Annotated in this window: 24 protein-coding genes and 4 tRNA genes; 9 read left to right on the forward strand and 19 right to left on the reverse strand. The window is 51.5% G+C overall.

The features are described from left to right. The 5 genes from BLR06_RS18395 to BLR06_RS18415 form a co-directional block, all read right to left on the reverse strand. Window positions 1–319, reverse strand: a 319-nt coding sequence (locus tag BLR06_RS18395; protein ID WP_139164544.1) for an N-acetylmuramoyl-L-alanine amidase family protein, incomplete at its 3' end; no start/stop codon positions are given. A gap of 16 nt (window positions 320–335) precedes the next feature. Continuing rightward, window positions 336–680 (reverse strand): hypothetical protein, encoded by a 345-nt coding sequence (locus tag BLR06_RS18400; protein WP_092075052.1) that lies wholly within the window; start codon window positions 678–680, stop codon window positions 336–338. A 239-nt stretch (window positions 681–919) separates the two neighbouring features. Then, a complete protein-coding gene (locus BLR06_RS18405; RefSeq protein ID WP_173813097.1) occupies window positions 920–1,231 on the reverse strand; it encodes a single-stranded DNA-binding protein in 312 nt (103 codons plus the stop codon). A 150-nt stretch (window positions 1,232–1,381) separates the two neighbouring features. Beyond that, on the reverse strand, window positions 1,382–1,759 hold the full coding sequence (locus tag BLR06_RS18410; RefSeq protein WP_092075054.1) for a hypothetical protein: 378 nt from the start codon (window positions 1,757–1,759) through the stop codon (window positions 1,382–1,384). A gap of 31 nt (window positions 1,760–1,790) precedes the next feature. Further along, on the reverse strand, window positions 1,791–2,012 hold the full coding sequence (locus BLR06_RS18415) for a helix-turn-helix domain-containing protein (protein WP_092075055.1): 222 nt from the start codon (window positions 2,010–2,012) through the stop codon (window positions 1,791–1,793). Window positions 2,013–2,202: 190 nt separating this feature from the next. On the opposite strand from BLR06_RS18415, the gene BLR06_RS18420 reads away from it, so the two are divergent. The 3 genes from BLR06_RS18420 to BLR06_RS18430 all read left to right on the forward strand — a co-directional run bounded on the left by BLR06_RS18420 (window position 2,203) and on the right by BLR06_RS18430 (window position 4,255). Then, window positions 2,203–2,547, forward strand: coding sequence for a helix-turn-helix transcriptional regulator (locus BLR06_RS18420; RefSeq protein ID WP_092075056.1), 345 nt, complete (start codon window positions 2,203–2,205; stop codon window positions 2,545–2,547). A gap of 210 nt (window positions 2,548–2,757) precedes the next feature. Next, window positions 2,758–2,973: a hypothetical protein gene (locus tag BLR06_RS18425; protein WP_092075057.1), complete on the forward strand. Its 216-nt coding sequence runs from the start codon at window positions 2,758–2,760 to the stop codon at window positions 2,971–2,973. Window positions 2,974–3,079: 106 nt separating this feature from the next. Next, window positions 3,080–4,255, forward strand: coding sequence for a tyrosine-type recombinase/integrase (locus tag BLR06_RS18430; RefSeq protein WP_173813099.1), 1,176 nt, complete (start codon window positions 3,080–3,082; stop codon window positions 4,253–4,255). A gap of 110 nt (window positions 4,256–4,365) precedes the next feature. Here BLR06_RS18430 and BLR06_RS18435 read toward each other — a convergent pair. From BLR06_RS18435 to BLR06_RS18440, 3 genes are all read right to left on the reverse strand, one after another. Continuing rightward, a tRNA-Arg gene (locus tag BLR06_RS18435) sits at window positions 4,366–4,442 on the reverse strand. A 283-nt stretch (window positions 4,443–4,725) separates the two neighbouring features. Beyond that, window positions 4,726–4,875 carry a hypothetical protein gene (locus tag BLR06_RS19685; protein ID WP_173813101.1) on the reverse strand — a complete coding sequence of 50 codons (150 nt, stop codon included), beginning with the start codon at window positions 4,873–4,875 and terminating at the stop codon, window positions 4,726–4,728. A gap of 264 nt (window positions 4,876–5,139) precedes the next feature. Continuing rightward, window positions 5,140–5,637 carry an N-acetylmuramoyl-L-alanine amidase gene (locus BLR06_RS18440; protein ID WP_092075059.1) on the reverse strand — a complete coding sequence of 166 codons (498 nt, stop codon included), beginning with the start codon at window positions 5,635–5,637 and terminating at the stop codon, window positions 5,140–5,142. A 336-nt stretch (window positions 5,638–5,973) separates the two neighbouring features. Here BLR06_RS18440 and BLR06_RS19845 point away from each other — a divergent pair, with 336 nt between their 5' ends. From BLR06_RS19845 to BLR06_RS18470, 6 genes are all read left to right on the forward strand, one after another. After that, the gene (locus BLR06_RS19845) at window positions 5,974–6,348 is read left to right on the forward strand and encodes a DUF134 domain-containing protein (RefSeq protein WP_092075087.1); all 375 of its coding nucleotides are present in this window, start codon (window positions 5,974–5,976) and stop codon (window positions 6,346–6,348) included. Continuing rightward, entirely contained in the window at window positions 6,345–6,722 is a 378-nt protein-coding gene (locus BLR06_RS19850) for a NifB/NifX family molybdenum-iron cluster-binding protein (protein WP_092075060.1), read from the forward strand. Before BLR06_RS19845 ends, BLR06_RS19850 begins: the two co-directional genes overlap by 4 nt. Window positions 6,723–6,886: 164 nt before the next feature. Beyond that, a complete protein-coding gene (locus tag BLR06_RS18455) occupies window positions 6,887–7,414 on the forward strand; it encodes a hypothetical protein (RefSeq protein ID WP_092075061.1) in 528 nt (175 codons plus the stop codon). A gap of 91 nt (window positions 7,415–7,505) precedes the next feature. Then, window positions 7,506–7,582 (forward strand) — tRNA-Pro (locus BLR06_RS18460). 6 nt (window positions 7,583–7,588) lie between these two features. Next, window positions 7,589–7,662, forward strand: a tRNA-Gly gene (locus tag BLR06_RS18465). 7 nt (window positions 7,663–7,669) lie between these two features. Then, window positions 7,670–7,746 (forward strand) — tRNA-Arg (locus BLR06_RS18470). Window positions 7,747–7,950: 204 nt separating this feature from the next. Here BLR06_RS18470 and sdhB read toward each other — a convergent pair. From sdhB to BLR06_RS18525, 11 genes are all read right to left on the reverse strand, one after another. Then, on the reverse strand, window positions 7,951–8,703 hold the full coding sequence (gene sdhB, locus BLR06_RS18475) for a succinate dehydrogenase iron-sulfur subunit (protein WP_092075062.1): 753 nt from the start codon (window positions 8,701–8,703) through the stop codon (window positions 7,951–7,953). Window positions 8,704–8,708: 5 nt separating this feature from the next. Beyond that, window positions 8,709–10,418 carry a succinate dehydrogenase flavoprotein subunit gene (gene sdhA, locus BLR06_RS18480; RefSeq protein ID WP_218039637.1) on the reverse strand — a complete coding sequence of 570 codons (1,710 nt, stop codon included), beginning with the start codon at window positions 10,416–10,418 and terminating at the stop codon, window positions 8,709–8,711. A gap of 99 nt (window positions 10,419–10,517) precedes the next feature. Then, on the reverse strand, window positions 10,518–11,135 hold the full coding sequence (locus BLR06_RS18485) for a succinate dehydrogenase/fumarate reductase transmembrane subunit (RefSeq protein ID WP_092075064.1): 618 nt from the start codon (window positions 11,133–11,135) through the stop codon (window positions 10,518–10,520). An 86-nt stretch (window positions 11,136–11,221) separates the two neighbouring features. Next, entirely contained in the window at window positions 11,222–11,779 is a 558-nt protein-coding gene (locus BLR06_RS18490; protein ID WP_092075065.1) for a Fe-S-containing hydro-lyase, read from the reverse strand. A gap of 14 nt (window positions 11,780–11,793) precedes the next feature. Continuing rightward, window positions 11,794–12,636 (reverse strand): fumarate hydratase, encoded by an 843-nt coding sequence (locus tag BLR06_RS18495; protein WP_092075066.1) that lies wholly within the window; start codon window positions 12,634–12,636, stop codon window positions 11,794–11,796. A 212-nt stretch (window positions 12,637–12,848) separates the two neighbouring features. Then, the gene (gene citC / locus BLR06_RS18500) at window positions 12,849–13,898 is read right to left on the reverse strand and encodes a [citrate (pro-3S)-lyase] ligase (protein WP_092075067.1); all 1,050 of its coding nucleotides are present in this window, start codon (window positions 13,896–13,898) and stop codon (window positions 12,849–12,851) included. Window positions 13,899–13,902: 4 nt separating this feature from the next. Then, on the reverse strand, window positions 13,903–15,444 hold the full coding sequence (gene citF / locus BLR06_RS18505) for a citrate lyase subunit alpha (protein WP_092075068.1): 1,542 nt from the start codon (window positions 15,442–15,444) through the stop codon (window positions 13,903–13,905). Then, on the reverse strand, window positions 15,441–16,316 hold the full coding sequence (locus BLR06_RS18510; protein WP_092075069.1) for an HpcH/HpaI aldolase/citrate lyase family protein: 876 nt from the start codon (window positions 16,314–16,316) through the stop codon (window positions 15,441–15,443). Before BLR06_RS18510 ends, citF begins: the two co-directional genes overlap by 4 nt. Further along, window positions 16,316–16,609 (reverse strand): citrate lyase acyl carrier protein, encoded by a 294-nt coding sequence (gene citD / locus BLR06_RS18515; protein WP_092075070.1) that lies wholly within the window; start codon window positions 16,607–16,609, stop codon window positions 16,316–16,318. The genes BLR06_RS18510 and citD overlap by 1 nt, the downstream gene beginning before the upstream one ends. Before the next feature lie 54 nt (window positions 16,610–16,663). After that, window positions 16,664–17,596 (reverse strand): alanine-tRNA synthetase second additional domain-containing protein, encoded by a 933-nt coding sequence (locus BLR06_RS18520; protein WP_245698228.1) that lies wholly within the window; start codon window positions 17,594–17,596, stop codon window positions 16,664–16,666. A 26-nt stretch (window positions 17,597–17,622) separates the two neighbouring features. Continuing rightward, entirely contained in the window at window positions 17,623–18,876 is a 1,254-nt protein-coding gene (locus BLR06_RS18525; RefSeq protein WP_245698229.1) for a methylaspartate ammonia-lyase, read from the reverse strand. Window positions 18,877–18,898 lie beyond the last annotated feature (22 nt).

Consider the following 18,898-nt stretch of genomic DNA (forward strand, 5'->3'; position numbering starts at 1 on the left):
GGGCCGCCAGCCGTTTGCCTTCGCTGCTGCCCGGATAATGATAGACCTCCGTACCCTGGGCAGCAGGGCTGGCGGCGCTGTTGGCGTGAATGCTGACAAACACGTCCGCGCCCTGGGCGTTGGCCAGCGCTGCCCGAAAGCCCAGGTCGCCGGTGGCAATATCGCCCGTCCGGGTCAGCCATATTGCGTGTCCCTCATCCTCCAGCCGTTCGGCCAGCAGCCCGGCAATGGCCAGCACCACGTCGCACTCCCGTACGCCGCCGGCGCAGGCTCCCGGCTCCAGCGGGCCGGAATGGCCGGGGTCGATGACAATTTTCATATCCTTTTCCACCTCTTTAGCGTATGATTGGATTGCACCCCTCTGCCGCCAGGCAGAATAACCGGCCCCCAAGCCCGCTCCGCATCCCTGCGGGCGGCGCTGCAGCCGCTGGCGCGTCTTCCGCCGGCCGTCCTCGGGCTGCTCCGCTCAGTGCCGGCAAGACGGCTACCGCTCTATGGCCGTCCGTCCGCTGCTTGCGGCGTTCCGCTGCCGCTCCACTTTCCTCATCCGCTCCCGGCCGGCCACCGCTGGCGCTTAGAGCCGTATCCTGCCGGGCGGCTACTCGGCGGCCTCCGGGGAGCAGGCCCGCCGCTCCCTGACACTCGCCGCCGGCCTGCCGGGGCACCGGGGCGACGGCCACCCATCCCTAACCCTTCCCTGCCAGGGAAGGGGAGGCGGCCATCCGCTAATGGCTTTTATGTCCACGCCCGCCCGTTGGGTCCGCTTCGCCGGGCTACCGCTGCGCTGGACATAAACCGGACATTAGCGGACGTCCACCACCGCTGCCGCGGAGCGTCGCCCCGGCTCCTTGGTTAACGGGCCCACCCCTGGCCCCTCCCGTGAACCGGGAGGGGAAGGAGAAACGCCGCCGCCGCGCCATTATCCGGGCTTGTCCAGAAACTCAATGTCCCGGACCACCACCTCGGTCACCTTCCGCCGCTGACCGTCCGCACCTTCCCGCTGCCGGCTGTGCAGCCGGCCCTCAATCGCCACCCGGCGGCCGTCCCCGCCCTCCTGGGCAATCTGCTCGGCCAGCGCATCCCAGGCCACGCAGTCAATGGCGTCGGTTTCCTCGCGCACCCTGGTCCTAAACGCCACCGTCAGCGAAAAGGAGCAGACCGCCTTGCCGCTCACGGTAACCCGCATATCCAGCTCCCGGGACAATCTTCCCACCAGAAAGACCTTGTTCAATGCCTCCCTCCCCCTTGTTATGCACATCTTCACCGGCCCTACTACTATGTTTGGTTTACGTTTATACATAAGTTTACGTTTAGTTAATGTAACCGGGTTGCCAATCATAATGGTTGACAAACCCCACTTTGCCAACCGGCTTGCCAACCACTATGGTTGGCAAAAAAACCTCACCAGCGACAGGCGCGGCTTATCCACAGGGTTATCAACAGATTTATCCACAGGTTTCCTCTGAATTGACTGCAGTTCATACCAAGGCGCTGACCGGCCGGGGCGGGGCGTATGAATGAGCAGCCCGGCCGCCACCAGCTCGCCGCGGGCCCTGGACAGCGTCGTGTAGCTGTAGCCCAGAAACCCCAGCAGCGTGCTGGCGGCCACCGTCAGCCGCGGCGGCCAGCCGGCCCGGTTGAACAGGTGCATCAGCACGCCCCACAGCGCCTGGGCCTCGCTCGACAGCGGCCGCGTCAGGAGGCTGGCGTAGAACCCGTTGAGCTCGACAATGTAATTCACGGTCCCGCCCACATCCACCGGTGAAACCCCTGGTCCCGGCGTCCCGGCTTCACGGCAGGATACGTTTCAGACCGGCCGTATTCACGCCCGTCTTGGCGCTGGCCCGCCGCCGCAGCCACTCATTGGCGGCCTCCACATGAATAATAAAACGGTTCCCCTCCTTGGACGCCGGAAAATCCGGCAGGTAGCAAAACTCCCGCACCCGGTTCTGACCAATGCCGGTCATGGCCGCAAACTCCTTGACCGTGACCACCAGCTTGGTGTTTGTCATAGAACATCTCTCCCCCCAGTGAATTAACGCAATTTAATATTGCATTATGTAATAATCATAGCAGCCCTTTGATAATTTTTCAATACATTTCTCACTTTTATATTTACAAATCGCACTTTAACAATTACAATGTGGGTAGCAGCTCTTTTGATAGTGTGTGCAAATCAAATGTGATGGTGTGTGAAAAAACATGAGCAAAGAAATAGGAAAGCGCATCCGCGCCGCCCGCGAACGGCTCCACCTGTCCCAGGCCTCCCTGTCGGAACTGATCGGCGCCGGCAATCAGTCCACCGTGGCCGGCTGGGAGCGGGGACGGACCGAGCCGGACGGCGAAACGCTGGTCAAGCTGGCCGTCATTCTGAAAGTCTCGACCGACCACTTACTCGGCGTCGATGCCGGCGTGCTGGCGCTGCCGGCCGACGTCACCGACCTGGCCCGCGACATTGCCGGCCTGCCGCCGGCCGAGCGGGCCGTCATTGAAAAGATTGTGGCGGCCTTAAAGGCCGAAGACAAGGACAAAGTCGTCCCTGGTTGACCGGTGGATACGAAAACTGCTCTATCCCGGCGGCAAGCGCCGGAGGTAAAAAACAGGCGGCCGGGTGGCGGCCGCCTGTGGTTCAAGGGAAAAGGATGGTGTGTGAACATGGCGCATGAGGCTTTCCGCCTGCATGCCTCCGGGACGCCGCCGTAGGGGACAGGCCCTGCCGCAATCCGGAGCAATCAGCCAGCAAAGGAGGTGTGTGATATGAAAACAGGCAACTATGGCAAAGGCAGTATCTATAGACGTCAGGACGGCCGCCGGGTGGCTGCCGTCTGCAGCCGCGCCCCTGCGACCGGTAAAACCATCCGGCATTACGCCTATGGCCCAACCAAGCAGGAAGCGCTGCAGAAAAAAATGGAGCTCCTTGCTAAAAACAAAGAGCTCCCTGCCCCTTCCGGCCTGACTGCCAAGCACAGCTAGGCTGCGCCTGTAATTCGTTGCAAACCGCATGCGGTGGCAACGGGTTATACAACAACAGCGTGCAGCCGCCCTTGCCACCGACAAGAACAAGGGTGGTGTGTGCACCATGGCCAAGCGGGCCAATGGCGAAGGAACCATTTGCAAGCGCAAAGACGGCCTGTGGATGACGGCCGTCATCATCGGCCGCGACAACGCGACCGGCAAACCCGTCCGTAAATATTGCTACGGCAAGACCAAAGGGGAAGTGCAGCAAAAAAGAGACGCCCTGCTCGAACAGAGCAAAGGGCCGGTCTACATCGACGCCGGCAAAGTCACCGTCGGCCAGTGGGTGGAAAAATGGCTGACCGTCTACGCCAGGGCCAGCGTCCGGGGCAATACCTACATCGGCTATCGCTCGGTTGTCAATAACCACATTCTGCCGCAGCTCGGTAACATCAAACTGCAAAAACTCAGGGGGATTGATATTCAACAAATGGTCAACGCCATCAAGGACAATGGCGGCGGGCCGCGCCTGGCCGAACTGGCCTTTACCGTCCTGCGCATTGCCCTGAACAAAGCTTTTTACGAGGATATCCTCCACCGGCTGCCCTTCAAAACCGTGTCCCTGCCCAAAAAGCGGCGCAAAGAGTTTGTGCCGTTAAGCAGCGCAGAGTGGACGCACCTGTTTACGGCAGCCGGGGCCGACGCGGCAATGTATACCGCCCTGTCCCTGGAATGGGCCACCGGCGTCAGCCGCTCCGAACTGTTGGGATTGAAGTGGATAGACTTCAATTTTACCACCGACAGCGTCAGCATCCAGCGGGCCCTCATCATCACCGACAACGGCCTGGAGCTTGACGACACCAAAACTCCCGCCCGCCAGCGCGTCCTGCCGCTGCCGGCAGTCACCATGCTGCAGATAAAACAGCACCGGGAGCGTCAGACGGCCGCTATCGCCGCCTGCAAAGCCGGCGGCCAAGTCTGGGAAGACAATGACCTGGTATTCCCCGGCCCCTGCGGCAACCTGCAGGACCCGCGCAGTTGGTCCAAACAATTCAAATGCCTGGCCAAAGCGGCCGGCATCGACATCACGTTTCATAAACTCCGGCACGACCACGCCAGCCGGCTCTCGGCCAACGGCGTCAGCATCAAGGACGCCCAGTACCGGCTGGGCCACAGCACAACCCATATGCTGCTCAATGTCTACACCCACAGGATATCCGGCGGCCAGGAAAAAATCGCCTCATGGCTCAATGCATCGTTTCCGGCTGCCCCCATCGACCATGAAACACCACTTCATTGACCGTTTAGAAAATGCAGTTGCCGCCGCGTTGTTGTACGGTTGTTGTAAAACTGCTCTGAAAACGAAAAAAAAGGCTTTACGAAAATGCCCGTAAACCCTTGATATATCTATGGCGACCCCGGAGGGATTCGAACCCCCGACCTTTTGATTCGTAGTCAAACGCTCTATCCAGCTGAGCTACGGAGTCATTTAATTAATACCTATTTAGTATAGTATATTTTATAATTACTGTCAACCTAATCGTCCACCAAGCCCCAATCCACAGTGTTCTTGACGCGATATTTCCCGTCCAGCTTGGCCATAACAGCATAAGGGCAACAACGGGATCTGCCTTCGCTGCGCTCGGTACAAACCGTCTTTATCGTCGCCTTACATGGCCGATATGCGCGGCTCTTGCGCCTTGCTGGGCGAAAAAGCCCGCGCAATTACAGCCTATAGCTTTCGACTTGGCCGAATACTAGCACCTCAAATCAAACTTTTTCAATAGAGGATTTCTTTAGAACTCCAGCTAGTAAATCTTTAAAAGAGCACCTTGATCCCTTTTGTTTTCTATCATCTAAATGCTTTTGATCATTTGTTTTAAACATTGGACGATAAATGCCGCTGACTTTAGCTATCATAGTTCAATCCTCCCTTAACATAATTTAATTACATAGCTTCTACTATTATTATCGTCGATTTATTCACAGAAATTAAGTTTTCTTTAACATTACTTCAACAGTTTTTTGTTGCTAAAAATCGATCACTTTATCTAAATCATCCTCATTGCCTAAATGTTAGCCTGATTCAAAGTCCAGTATAAGCAAACAAACGCATCCACCCTTACGCTCTATTCCGTGGCAATTACCGCCTGTTTAAACCGGTAAATATTTCACGCCTTTCTTTTAAACTTCTTCGCCTGATCCATTGTGCTGGTACCAGACGGCTTTGCCGCGAATTGTCTGCAATTGCTCATATAAGTTCTTCCCGGGACACGCTGTGCTGGTCAAATCCCGGTGCCCAAGCACTGTTTTCGAATCAGGCGTTAAATCATATCGGTTGCAAACATCGGCAATTAACATAGCTGCGCTTTCGATCTGCGCTTTCGCCGGCGTCATAATTTCCATATTTCCCGCAAGATTTATGCCAATTGACCCGGTATTGTAACCATAAGTATGAGAACCAATATACTCCTCCGGGCGTCCCCGTTCAATTGACCCGTCACGCCGGATAACATAATGATAGCCAATACCGGACCACCCCCGATCCAGATGCCATTGGTGAATTTCCGCAGCAGCTACATCCCTGGGTAGATCACCCACATGATGGATAATAATCATTTTGACAACGCTTTGTGGTACCATATCACCAAACGTTAAATATGTTTCCTTAACATCGATCATTAATCAGCCTCCTCCAGAGTACTGCCCCTTTCATTGTATATTAACCGAAAGCCCCACCACTTTAGCGTCAATACTATCCTATGAACACCCCGGGAATAAGGATACGCATCTCAGTTTGTCCTTGTCACCGGCCTATGGTTTACTTTTCTGCAGCGGTGGTCGGCATTTTCGAGGCCGCATCGTTATTCCGATAGCTATAATTCGCCGTCTCGATCATGTAAAAACAACTATTCTAACTGGTTTGCCAAGTATCAATTTAATTATTGACATATGCCGGTAATGGAGTATAATAAATAAATGGCATATGCCAATAATGGTAAAAAGGGAGCTGAGGCTATGCCAAGACCGCAAAAATGCAGGCGGGTGTGCTGTATGCCAAAGCAGCGGCATTTCGGCCCACTGGATGGCAATGACAACGGAGAACCTCTCATTGTGATGACGGTAGATGAGTTTGAAAGCCTTCGCCTGATTGACCTGGAGGGACTTACGCAGGCGGAATGCGCAAAACAGATGGAGGTTGCCCGCACTACAGCACAGGCAATTTACAATAGCGCCCGTATAAAATTAGCTGAATGTGTGATACATAGCAGGAAGCTGCACATTGCCGGCGGCAATTATAGCCTTTACGGCAATCATAGCGGAGGCTGCAGGTGTGGATACCGCTCTGGAAAGACCCATATGAAAAGTAAAATACAGGAGGACAAAAAATGATAATTGCAATACCTTATGAAGCAGGAGCGGTATTTCAGCATTTCGGCAAAAGCAAAGCCTTTAAGCTCTACGCTACAAACGAGGGTAAAATTACCGGCTGCAAAATCATATCCGCCACCGGAGACGGACATGCGGCTTTGGCTGAAATGCTCAAACAGCAGAAGGCTTCTGTACTGATTTGCGGCGGGATCGGCGGCTGTGCGAAAAATACGCTGAAGGAAAATGGGATTCAAATTTTTGGCGGCGTCACCGGCCAAGCGGATACAGCCGCAACGGCTTATCTTGCAGGTACCCTGACCTACAACCCGAACCTGGAGTGCAATCATCATCACGAACATGGACATACCCGCTCTGACCACAACGATCTCATTTAAGAACATTAAAGGCGGCACACCGGAAATTCCCCAGAAAAAAAGGCAGGCTATCATTCAATAGTCCTGCCTTTCTTTCTAATTTATTGTCCATGCCCCCCCTTTCCCGTATATTATTCAAAATGTGAGCAAAGCTAATCTCACCAATACGTTAGGGGTGATTTTCAATGAGTAATAGTTTTATCATGTGGTCATTAACTTTAGTTCCTTGGTTAACACTTTTTTTCATGAAGAAAGAAGAGGTTAAACGCTGGCTGTCGGTTGCCATGTTTTCTGTTGTGTTGGCTACCATAATTAACGACATTGGAATTGGGTTAGGGATTTGGGCTATTCGCGAAACAACATATCCGTTTAGTCAAGTTCTACCGTTCTTTTATGGAATTATGCCTGTATTAACAGTATGGGTCTTTAAGCTTGCATATAGACGCTTCTGGCTGTATATGATTACCAATACAATATTGGATGTGGTCTTCAATTTTTTTATCCTGGGTTACTTTTTACCAAGTAGGGGGATACTTGATTTCAACATATCCCCATTTTTATCACTGCCCATCACCCTGCTGCATGCAGCTGTAATTTACGGTTATCAAATATGGCAAGACAATGTTTTGATTAGTCCCCTTGCCGAATACAACATCCAACCAGCGGCGGCAAAGCCTCTTACGCAAAAAACAGAGGATGATGATATCAGTTAAGGCTAGGCTGACAAGATTCTAGGGCCTAAAAGCTGTGTGAATAATAGTTGACATATAATCGAAAAATTAGTATAATGTATTTTGTGGTCAACGGGGCGTGGCTCAGTTTGGTAGAGTACCTGGCTTGGGACCAGGGGGTCGCAGGTTCGAATCCTGCCGCTCCGACCAGTTTTTGCGGGTGTAGCTCAATGGTAGAGCCCTAGCCTTCCAAGCTAGTCACGTGGGTTCGATTCCCATCACCCGCTCCATAAAAATGCGCCTGTAGCTCAGCTGGATAGAGCAACGGCCTTCTAAGCCGTGTGTCGCACGTTCGAATCGTGCCAGGCGCGCCATTGAAATCAGGACTCCGCAGAGGTGTTTATTGCGGGGCTTTTTTATTGTCTTTGATATGCAAATCGTCCAGCAAGTATGAATTATTTAGACTGTTCCTATGAGGGATAGTCTTTTTTTGTACCAATATGCGCAATCCGCTTAGCCTTTACCACCAAACTAAAAAAATTACTGAGCCGAACAAATCCAGCCCAGTAATTTTAAAGCTATTTATTAAATATATTTTTTAACGCTTGTTTATTGACATCCCGGTTAAGCCTGGCAATATATTCGGTAAGCTTAATATCTTTCGGACAAGCCTGTACGCAATTCTGGCTGTTGCCGCAGCTGCCGATACCGCCTTTTGCCGTAATTGCTTCAATACGCTCTTCTTTATTATATTCACCAATCGGGTGAAGATTAAAGAGATGCGCCTGACCAAGCGGAGCCGGCCCAATGAAGTCGGAGCCCGAATTTACGTTAGGGCAGGCATGCATGCAGCAGCCGCAAGTCATGCAGCGGGAAATTTCATAAGCTGTAGTAGCGGTTTTCGGGTTTTGACGCGGCGCAGGGCCAACCGGCCAGCTGCCGTCGACAGATACCCAGGCCTGAACTCTTTTTAAGCTTTCAAACATTACGGTACGGTCAATCGCTAAATCCCTTACGACCGGGAAAGTACGGGCCGGAGCAAGGCGGATGGGCTGCTCCAGATGGTCAATCAGCGCTGCGCAGGCTTGCTGGGCTTTGCCGTTGATGAGCATCATGCAGGCTCCGCAGACTTTTTCCAGGCAGTTACATTCCCAAACGACTGCAGTCGTTTTTTTGCCGTCTTTGGTGACAGGATTTTTTTGAATTTCCATCAGGGAAGAAACTACATTCATGGACGGACGATAAGGAAGGACAAACTCCTCAATATAAGGTGCACTGTTGGGAGAATCCTGCCTTTCTATGATAAAATGAACTGTTTTTTGTGTAGCCATATTGATTACTTAGCCTCCTTAACAACATCATAACGGCGAGGACGAGGTTTGATGTGAGAGATATCAACTGGCTCGTATTCAAATACCGGACCATTTGTCTCGGGATTGAATAAAGCTTTGGTTGTTTTCAGCCATTCTTCGTCATTACGGGTCGGGAACTCAGGCTTATAATGAGCGCCGCGGCTTTCATTACGATTCAGAGCGGCAAGTGTAATAACCCGGGCATAAATGATCATATCCCGTAATTGCCTGGTAAACATTACTTCCTGATTGGCCCAGCGCCCTTTATCATTAACGCCGATATCGTCCCAGCGTTTCAGTATTTCCTGCAATTTCACGTCAGTTTCGGCAAGTCTGGCGTTTTCGCGAACAATTGTAACGTTTTCCAGCATTACATCGCCCAGTTCTTTATGCAGCTGAAAGGCATTTTCCGATCCGCTCATTGCCAGCAGCTTTTCAAAACGCTCAACCTCAGCTTTTTTAGCGGCAGCCAGGTCAGCCTCAGTTAAAGCCGGGCCTTTTTGCTCGGTTGCAGCCCATTTCATCGCGCTGGGACCTGATACTGTACCTGAATAAGCAGCCGATAATAAAGAATTCGCGCCCAGGCGGTTAGCGCCATGATATTGATGATCGCACTCACCGGAAGCAAGCAATCCCGGAATATTCGTTCTGTGCGTGCGGTCAACCCAGATGCCGCCCATGGAATAATGAACGCCGGGGAAAATTCTCATTGGCACTTTACGGGGATCATCACCGACAAACTCTTCGTAAATTTCCAGAATACCGCCCAGTTTTCGGTCCAAATAATCACTGTCAATATGCGACAAATCAAGATACACTTGGTTTTCGCCATTTACGCCCAATTTCTGCCTTACACATACGTCAAAAATTTCACGGGCAGCAATATCGCGCGGCACCAGGTTGCCATAGGCAGGATATTTTTCCTCCAGGAAGTACCAGGGCTGACCGTCTTTATACGTCCAGACTCGTCCACCTTCACCGCGGGCCGACTCTGACATTAAGCGGTTTTTATCGTCGCCGGGAATGGCTGTTGGGTGGATCTGAATGAATTCACTGTTGCCAAGGAAGGCGCCCTGCTGATAAACAACTGAAGCTGCAGCCCCGGTACAGATGGTTGAGTTGGTGCTTTTGCCAAAGATCAAACCAAGGCCGCCGGTAGCGATAATTACCGCATCACCGGCAAAAGCTTCGATTTCCATAGAATTCATGTTTTGCGCTACAATACCGCGGCATTCGCCAATGTTGTTTTTAATAATTTTGAGAAACTCCCAAAACTCGTATTTCTTGACTGCGCCTTTGGTTTCCCACATCCGCACTTGTTCGTCAAGCGCATACAGCAATTGCTGGCCGGTAGTCGCACCGGAGAAAACCGTCCGCTTATTTTTCTGCCCGCCAAAGTTACGCAAATCGATTGCCCCTTCAGCAGTACGGGTAAAGGTTACACCCATCCGGTCAAACATTTCAACAAGCTTGGGCGCAGTATCAATCATACCCTTAATTGCCGTCTGATCGCCCAAAAAGTCGCCGCCATACACAGTATCATCAAAATGTTCATAAATCGTGTCATTCTGACCTTTTGTATTCATGCAGGCATTCATGCCGCCCTGCGCGCAAACCGAGTGGGAGCGCTTTACAGGACAAAGAGAAAAGATATCTACTTGGCCACCAGCCTCACAGATCTTCATAGTAGCCATTAAGCCGGCTAAACCGCCGCCTACAACAATAATTCTTTTTTTCACTCGGGTTCTCTCCTTAAACTAATATTTACAGAAAGCTTTTCTATACAGACTATGTTATGCGATGTAGTGTGTAAGAGCGAACAGACCAACACCAGACAGAACTACAAACAGTCCCCAGGCCGCTTTGTTTACTATGCCCTGAGCGCGTGGTCCAACCGCAATGCCCCAAGTAATACAGAATGTGAAAAGACCGTTGGTGAAATGATAAATAGCGGCTACCAAGCCGATAGCATAAAGAACAAAGACAATTGGATTGCTTAAATAATCATGCAAAAAGGCATAGCTGATCGGAGTGCCTCCGCCTTTCACCACGATACGAAGATAACCCACATGCCAAATCAAATAGACAAAAGTATACCAGGCCGACATTCTTTGCAGCCAGAACTGACGGTTACGCAAATAACCATAGTCGCTGACATTATTCTTGGCCTGCATTGCAATATAAGCGCCATAAATACCATGAAACAGAAGTGGTATGGCGATAAAACAAATCTCCAGAGTAAGCAGCAGGGCGTGAGGAATTGCCGCCAGCTTGGCTACTGCTGCGTCAAATACCCCCGGGCCTGCGATTACTGTGGATATGGTAAAAATGTGCTCCAGCAGGAAAACCCCGATTGGCGCAATACCGGATATCGAATGAAGACGGCGAAGATAAAAATCAGTGTTGCTCATGCTTTAACCTCCTGTATATTTGGGTAACCTTTTGCGGTTAGGGTTGACTAAAATTTCACAAACTTAGCCAAAAACGATCCATGATTTTACAAGCGACGATAAGGCTTTTGCCCCTCTTCGTAATAACTGTTGCCTTCAGTATCAATAACCACAATCGCCGGGAAATCCTCAACCTCAAGTGCAGCTACAGCTTCCGGTCCAAGTTCCGGATATGCCAGTACTTCATATTTCTTAATACATTTGGAAATCAAGGCTGCCGCCCCGCCGACAGCGGCCATATATACCGTGCCATGCTTTTTCATCGCTTCAATAACTTCGGGCTTGCGGGAACCCTTGCCAATCATGCCTTTAATGCCTTGTTCCAGCATCTTCGGCGTATAAGCATCCATGCGGCCGGAAGTGGTAGGGCCGGCTGAGCCGATCGGATTGCCTGGTTTTGCAGGTGTTGGCCCAAGATAATAAACAATCTGGTTTTGCCAGTCAACCGGCAGTTTTTCACCGCGTTCCAGTGCTTCCACCATGGTTTTGTGCGCTGCATCACGAGCGCTGAAAATAGTACCGCTGATCAGTACGCTGTCGCCGGCTTTCAGCTTGCGGGCCTGCGCCTCGGTCAACGGAGTAGTAATACGAATTTTTTCTGACATTGCTTTACACCTCCTTATAACTCTGCTTCAGCATGCCGTGTGGCATGACAGCTAATATTTACGGAAACAGGCAAACCGGCAATATGGGTTGGATACCATTCAACGTTAACGGCCAGAGCGGTTGTCGTCCCGCCCAGTTGCGGCCCGATGCCGGTTTTATTGATTAATTCCAGTAACTCTTGTTCCAGCTTCGCATACTCGGGGTGTTCATTACGGACAGTAATTGAGCGCAGCAGGGCTTTTTTCGATAAAATCGCCGCCTTCTCCATCGTACCGCCAATACCCACGCCAACAACAATCGGCGGACATGGATTTTCACCAGCGTGAAGAATGGTATCAAGTACAACCTTCTTTACCCCGGCAACGCCATCAGCTGGAACCAGCATTTTTAATTCACTTTTGTTTTCACTGCCAAAGCCTTTAGGCGCCAATTTAATTTTCACTTTGTCGCCAGGCACAATACAGGAATGCAATACCGCCGGAGTATTATTCGTCGTGTTTTTACGGTCAAACAGCGGCTCAGCTACTACCGACTTTCGCAGATAGCCTTCGGTATACCCTTTGGCGACACCGGCATTAACCGCGTCCATCAGATCGCCGCCGACAAAATGCACATCTTGTCCTATTTCCATGAAAATAACCGTCATACCAGTGTCTTGGCAGATCGGTCTGTCTTCATTCCTAGCAATATCAGCATTTTTAATTATTTGACCAATCACATCTTTTCCCAGTGGCGATTCTTCGTTCTTCTGGCCTTCCACCAGAGCGTTGTAAACATCCTCAGGCAAATAATAGCAAGCTTCCATACACATTTTTGCTATGGCCTGAGTAATTTGCCCGACCTCAATTGTACGCATGCAAACCCTCCTAGTTGTGTAGTATTATGTATGCATTTATATTCACAATAATAGCACAATTGGTTTCGGTTGACAACCACTTTGCTCAATAAATCACAAAAAGCCGGCTATAGAGCCAGCCCTTGATTTTACTGGCTTCTCCGGCTATATTATATTTTCGATTACTGCTCGGATTGCCCATATGGCTCACACCAATTGTTTGAATATTCAAATCAATTCCGCCGATTATTATGTATAACCTTGTCAATGATTGGCGCAGCTTCCGGCGACTTTAAATATTGATAAGTTGTCGCCGGAACCAGCCGTTGAATTTCAACCCAGTTGTTTTCAGCAATCAGCTGACGGATCCGCGATGCACTGACAGCCAGACCGCCAATCGCCAGCCTGTCCATGATTTTAACCGCAATGCCGTACTCCGGCAATATTTCCGTCAGAGCGCTATTATAGGCATTGGTTGTCTGGCAGTACGGTTCATTGCCCACATAACGGCTGGTAATGCCAAGAGCCGGGGCAATCCTGGCGCCAAATATCCTGGCATCAAGCTGCGTCTGCGCCGGCAGGGTTTCATCCTCTTTCATGAAATAGCCCGGAAAAGTCGCCGCCGACACCATATATTTACCGCCGGGAATAACCGCGACATGATTGAACCCGGCCAGCCCTTCCTTCATCAGACGAAAACGGACATCGAACGGAAAGACTGACTGGTCTTCGCTTACCGCCATAACGATTACACCGGCATTTTCGGCGGCGGCTTTGGCGACCACGGCCTGATGCCCCAGAGTAAACGGATTGCAGTTCATCACCAGACCGGCCCGGCTGCCTTCCGGCAAAGCGGCGATCTGTGTTTTCATTTCCCGGCAATACCCATCAATTGAGCCCAGGCCGGATTCCAGCAAAACGGCAAATGGCTCGGCGCGGCCGACTTCAGTGAAACCCAGGGCGCTGAATAAGTGCGCCTTGGCTGGTTTCGTAAAAATAAAATAATGAAAAATACCGCGCCGGCCGGCTTCACTTATGAGATTGCTCACAACAGCCGCAGTCAACCCTTCGCCTTGCCGGGACTCATCAACAGCAATATTTCTTAACACTTCTCCGGCCAGTGACCCTGTTGCAATCATTTCCCCAGCCTGAAAAAAACCGATCGTGTAATCCAGGCGGGTGGAAAAAGTCAAATCAAACTTTGCTAAAAACGCCCTGACAACCGCAACCTGCCGCTCATTCCGAAGATCAATGACCCGTTCTTCCACACTGCCCCATTGCATCCCGTTACGCCTCCACCTGACGTATAACATCAATGACTGTCCCGTCCCGGTATTCGACTACCGCAATGACTTTATCGCCGGTAATCAGTTGATCCGGAACACCGGCAATTGCTTCAGCCAGCAATTTTAATTCATGAATATCCTTTACCGGCAATCCGGCGCTCGCCAGTTTTTCCTGCAAGTCGGTTCTCGCCGGGTTTACGGCAATACCGCGTTCGGTTACCAATACATCAATAGTTTCTCCAGGCGTGGTCACCGTATGCACCTTATCCACAATAATCGGCAACCGTCCCCGCAGTAAATTGGCCGCAACAATGGCTACTTTTGCACCGGCGGCGGCATCGGCATGCCCGCCTGAACCGCCCATAATGACGCCGTCCGAGCCGGTAGCAACATTAACATTAAAATCAATATCAATTTCGGTTGCTCCTAAAATTACTGCATCCAGTTTATTGACAGCGCAGCCATTATTAAACGGACTGGCATAAAAACCGGCGCTGATCTCCCGATGATTGGGATTGGCGGCTATGGAACGGACCGCCGCAAGATCAAACCCCTGGACGTCCAGCAGCTTTTTAAATAAGCCGCATTCCAGCATTTCTACCATATAGCCGGTAATTCCGCCCAGGACAAAACTGCCGCTGATGTTTTGCTCCTCCATTATACGGCGGACAAAATGAGCAGTAGCCAGGGAAGCTCCCCCCGCACCGGTCTGAAATGAAAATCCGTTTTGAATTAAACCGGCGGCGTTAATCACTTGCGCGGCTCCGGCGGCAATTTTCAAGCCAACCGGATCTTTGGTGATTTTGGTCGTACCGGATACAATGCCGGCCGGATCCCCAACCTGATCCACTTTTACCACATAGTCGACCTTGGTTTGTTCTATTGCCGCCGGACTTAACGGGTAGTCCGCCAAATAATCGGTTACCGCAACCACATGCGCGGCAAATTCGGCATCCGGAAAAGCATAACCCAGCGACCCGCAAGCGGCAGGGCCCTGTACGCCGTTAAGATTACCGTAATCATCGGCCGCCGGAGCGGCAATAAAGGCAACATCAATGGTTAACTGTCCGCATTCAATGGCTCTGGCCCGTCCGCCATGCGTTCTGAGCACCACGGCGTTCTCAAGAATTCCCCGGGAAACGGCCTGCGCTACCGGACCGGACATATAGTTGGTATCCAGCGCGGTTACCACGCCCGTTTTCATATGCCCGATCATTGGCGCATGCACCGGAAAAACCGAACTCAACGCTATTTTGAGATCCCGCAGACCAAGCCTCGCCGCTATATCCAATACCATATTGACCAATTTGTCGCCATTACGGAAATGATGGTGAAAAGACAGCGTCATACCATTGGTAACCGGAATTTTGGCAAAGGCTTCTTCCAGGCTGCCGAGCAGCTTGCTTTCGCCCGGCCGGATTTTCTTTACCGCCGGCGCCTGACGCCGCATCGACGGATTTGTTGCAAAAGCACCGGCAAAGGGAATTGCCTCGGCATAACCTCTAATCCTTTCGGGAATTTCCCGTCCCACAGCATTAATCACTCCGCCAGCTCCTTTCGCACTTTCAGCAGCCGGGCCAAAAACAGAATCTGCCGGGCCCGGCTGACAATTGGCGCATCCACCATTTTTCCGTTCAGCGAGGCCACCCCTGAACCTTCAGCCTCCGCTTTGGCTAAAGCCGCCACAACCTGCTCCGCCCATTCAATGTCGGCTTTGGCCGGGTGATAAACGCGATGGATAACCTCAACCTGCCGGGGATTGATGGCCAGCTTGCCTTTAAAGCCAAATTGCTTGGCTGCCGCCGTGTCCTGACGCAAGCCTTCTTCATCATTGGCGTCGGTAAACGGCGTATCAATCGCCTGAATTCCGGCGGCGGCGGCGGCGTTTACCAGCAGCGAGCGAGCCGTAAATATTTCACTGCCCTCTTTGGTTCTTTGGACGCCCAAAGCGGCGCTGTAATCCTCCGCCCCCAGCGCCAGAGCCGCCACGCGGGGATGAGCCTTGGCAATCGCATAAGCCTCATAAATCCCCTGCGGCGTTTCCAGCAGGGCAATGATGCGCACCGGCTTCTGACCCGGTTGCTCAGCCGCCGCAACCATAGCTGCAATTTTTTGTATGTCCTGTGCGGTTTCAACTTTTGGCGCCATCAAGGCGTCAGGCCGGCGGGGAACAATAACTTTAATATCCTCACCGCCGAAAGTGTCCAGCGGATTCATCCTGACAACCGTTTCGGCCGCTCCATAGTCTACATAGGTTAAAGCCTGGGCTACCAGCAGACGGGCCGCATCTTTTTCCTGCGGGGCAACGGCATCTTCCAGATCCAAAATGACCGAATCTGCCCCGAATACATCGCCGTTTTGCAGCATAGCCGGGCTGTTGCCCGGAATAAACAGCATACTTCTGCGCAGTTCCATCAGAGCAATTCTCCTTTCAGAATTACTCCGGCGCGGCTAAGAGCCGCCAGCAGCCTGGCGGCAATTGTGCAATCCAGCGCGCCCCGGTCCACCGCTTTGATATAAATATCGGTTATTTCCTGGCGGGAAACAACCTCCTTGATTGTATTGCGTATCGCCCGTCCATACTGCGCCAATACAATACTGTCCAGCGCAATAACAATGCCGCTGCCGCTTGCACCGGGCGCAACGGTGATCATGATATCGCCCGATTCCAGCGTCCCCGCCCGGGCAGTCTTCAACCCACTCATCAAGTACCTCCTCTGACCATCTGTAAATTACGCATGCCGGATTCTTTACCTGCTCGCTTAAATGGTCGCCGCGTAACTCAGCCCGGCGAATCCATCCAGATTGTCGGCTTGCGGCCCGACCACCCCGATAATCAAATAACTGTTGGTTTTAGGATCATATTTATATTCCGGAATAATCCGGAAATTCTCAATATCCCCGGTGTTGCCGACATGCGTTCGCGGCCCCGAGCAGCCCCAAACGACGTCGCCAAAGCGGATATGACCTTCATCCACATAACACACAGCCAGTTCCTCATTGATGAAATCAAGTACTTTTTTTTCAACCTGACGCAGGTCGGCTTCAATCGCCAGCGGATACTCCAAAACAAATCCATTATGTACATCACGGTGGCCAAACGGCAAAACAGCGCCATACTCGTGCAATAAAATCCGGGAGGTCAGGTCTTCGGCAGTATGCGCCATCTTACGGTACCGCAGCGTCTTGGTTACCACATCAATAATTTCCTGCGGCAGCGGCCCGAATACGGTTGGCCGCACCACAATAACATCGCCGCCAACGCCAATGAGAACATCGGCATTTTCACCCAACGCCGGATATAACAAATCAAAATGTTCGACAATGACCCGTTTATTCTGACCAATCGCCCGCTTGACGGCATCGGCCAGAACATAGATCTGGGTAAACGCCGACTCAAATCGCACATCCACATGATAAGTATGGCTGCTGAAAAAACCTTTATCAATATTCTTTAGCAACGGCAGCGGCCGTACATTGACGCCGTCGTCATCATTCGTTAGTTCCAGACCGGGAAACATGCCTTTGATCAGCGAGGATTTTCCGGCCCCCGCATCGCCAATTACCCCAATCAACCGGTCCAGGGGCGACAAATAGCGTTCACTGATTTGCTGCCCCAGCACATACATCCGGTTGCGGCCGCGTGGAGCAAAATAACTGGCATACATTAACTGCTCAAGCATCATTGATTTCATTTTTATTCCTCCGGCAGCCGCCTGATTTACACCTTGCGCGCCTTGCGCAAAGCAAGAATGCGGTTCATTTCATTATAAACGATCATTAAGCCTTCATCAACGCCCATCCCGGGTTTAGCCAGTATTTGATCCGGCTTCGCCGCCATCGCGACATGCACGCAAACCTGGGCCGACCGGTCGGTTTCATTGCAAGTGCCGCCCTGATAAGCGCCAACGCCTTTGGCCTTGCAGTATAGTACCGCCTCAATAATATTGTTGATGCCGCCCAGATCCGGGGTCTTGATTTGCAGCATATCGCCGGCGCGGTGATCGGCGAACAGTTTGATATCTTCAAGGGTGTTGCACCATTCGTCAGCCACAATTTCCACGTTAATCTTCTCGTCATGCAGTCTGGACGTAATTTGGCTCAAGACAGCAATCTGCTGATCGCGCTCCTCAACGTCGACCGGTCCTTCAATGCGCAATTTAAGCGGCGCAGCCGCCTGCTCCAGTTTCCGGAAATACGGCACCATCCGGTCAATATCATTCTCAAAGGCAATGCCGAACGTTCCGTATACATCAATATGCAGGGTCGGCAAATAACTGTCTTGTGTCCTGAGAGCGAAAATGCGGTTTTTTAGCCAGGTAATATATTCCAGAAGCTTCTCGCCATTGCCGCCAAGTTTTTCCCCGACATTATTTATTAGCGCATGCGGCAGCACCCGGGCTTGTTTGATAATCATTTTATCCGCATTGTTATAACGGTCATCGCCGCTCTGGGTAAATACAGGAATTTCACGGTCGCTGACCGTAACGCCGTATTCTTCGGCCAGCACTTCGCACATCATTTTTTTCTTAGCCTTGGCCACAGCATCCAGAATAGCCTGCGTTACGCCATAACGCAACGCAGTATGAATGAGCCGACCGGTTTTACCGTCAGTCATGCTGTCAATATCCTCAGCCAGTTCCCGAAAGGAGCTGAGTTCCCGTCCAACCAGCTTTGCTTTGATATCCGTCTCAATCAGCGGTATAAAATCATCCGCCAGAAACAGCGGGTCTCGTCCGCCCGCGCCGCTGTATTGCACCGCAGCGCAATCCCCGTAAGCCACCTGCCCATCCTCCAGCACCAGCATTACCGAAACTGCTTCACCGGCTTGGCGGACATTGGTAAACCCCGGCGTCACAGGAAGTCCCTGATAGGTAAAGCCATCGTGAACCGCATTGGCCTTAATGGCCCGTTGATCGTCAAAATAAAACCCGGTTAAACCCCGTGAACAAACAACATCAACAATTTTCATCATTGAACAGCTCCCTCGAAATATT

The organism is Dendrosporobacter quercicolus, from assembly GCF_900104455.1.
In the GTDB taxonomy this organism is placed as follows: Bacteria; Bacillota; Negativicutes; order DSM-1736; family Dendrosporobacteraceae; genus Dendrosporobacter; species Dendrosporobacter quercicolus.

Bases quoted from the DNA above. Each gene is read 5' to 3' on its own strand.
- BLR06_RS18520 (WP_245698228.1), bottom strand. From the start codon at position 17,596: ATGAAATCAATGATGCTTGAGCAGTTAATGTATGCCAGTTATTTTGCT.
- BLR06_RS18420 (WP_092075056.1), top strand. From the start codon at position 2,203: ATGAGCAAAGAAATAGGAAAGCGCATCCGCGCCGCCCGCGAACGGCTC.
- BLR06_RS19845 (WP_092075087.1), top strand. From the start codon at position 5,974: ATGCCAAGACCGCAAAAATGCAGGCGGGTGTGCTGTATGCCAAAGCAG.
- BLR06_RS18440 (WP_092075059.1), bottom strand. From the start codon at position 5,637: ATGATCGATGTTAAGGAAACATATTTAACGTTTGGTGATATGGTACCA.
- BLR06_RS18510 (WP_092075069.1), bottom strand. From the start codon at position 16,316: ATGGAACTGCGCAGAAGTATGCTGTTTATTCCGGGCAACAGCCCGGCT.
- BLR06_RS18490 (WP_092075065.1), bottom strand. From the start codon at position 11,779: ATGTCAGAAAAAATTCGTATTACTACTCCGTTGACCGAGGCGCAGGCC.
- BLR06_RS19685 (WP_173813101.1), bottom strand. From the start codon at position 4,875: ATGATAGCTAAAGTCAGCGGCATTTATCGTCCAATGTTTAAAACAAAT.
- sdhA (WP_218039637.1), bottom strand. From the start codon at position 10,418: ATGGCTACTATGAAGATCTGTGAGGCTGGTGGCCAAGTAGATATCTTT.
- BLR06_RS18495 (WP_092075066.1), bottom strand. From the start codon at position 12,636: ATGCGTACAATTGAGGTCGGGCAAATTACTCAGGCCATAGCAAAAATG.
- sdhB (WP_092075062.1), bottom strand. From the start codon at position 8,703: ATGGCTACACAAAAAACAGTTCATTTTATCATAGAAAGGCAGGATTCT.
- citC (WP_092075067.1), bottom strand. From the start codon at position 13,898: ATGCAATGGGGCAGTGTGGAAGAACGGGTCATTGATCTTCGGAATGAG.
- BLR06_RS19850 (WP_092075060.1), top strand. From the start codon at position 6,345: ATGATAATTGCAATACCTTATGAAGCAGGAGCGGTATTTCAGCATTTC.
- BLR06_RS18430 (WP_173813099.1), top strand. From the start codon at position 3,080: ATGGCCAAGCGGGCCAATGGCGAAGGAACCATTTGCAAGCGCAAAGAC.
- BLR06_RS18485 (WP_092075064.1), bottom strand. From the start codon at position 11,135: ATGAGCAACACTGATTTTTATCTTCGCCGTCTTCATTCGATATCCGGT.
- BLR06_RS18525 (WP_245698229.1), bottom strand. From the start codon at position 18,876: ATGATGAAAATTGTTGATGTTGTTTGTTCACGGGGTTTAACCGGGTTT.
- BLR06_RS18455 (WP_092075061.1), top strand. From the start codon at position 6,887: ATGAGTAATAGTTTTATCATGTGGTCATTAACTTTAGTTCCTTGGTTA.
- BLR06_RS18425 (WP_092075057.1), top strand. From the start codon at position 2,758: ATGAAAACAGGCAACTATGGCAAAGGCAGTATCTATAGACGTCAGGAC.
- BLR06_RS18415 (WP_092075055.1), bottom strand. From the start codon at position 2,012: ATGACAAACACCAAGCTGGTGGTCACGGTCAAGGAGTTTGCGGCCATG.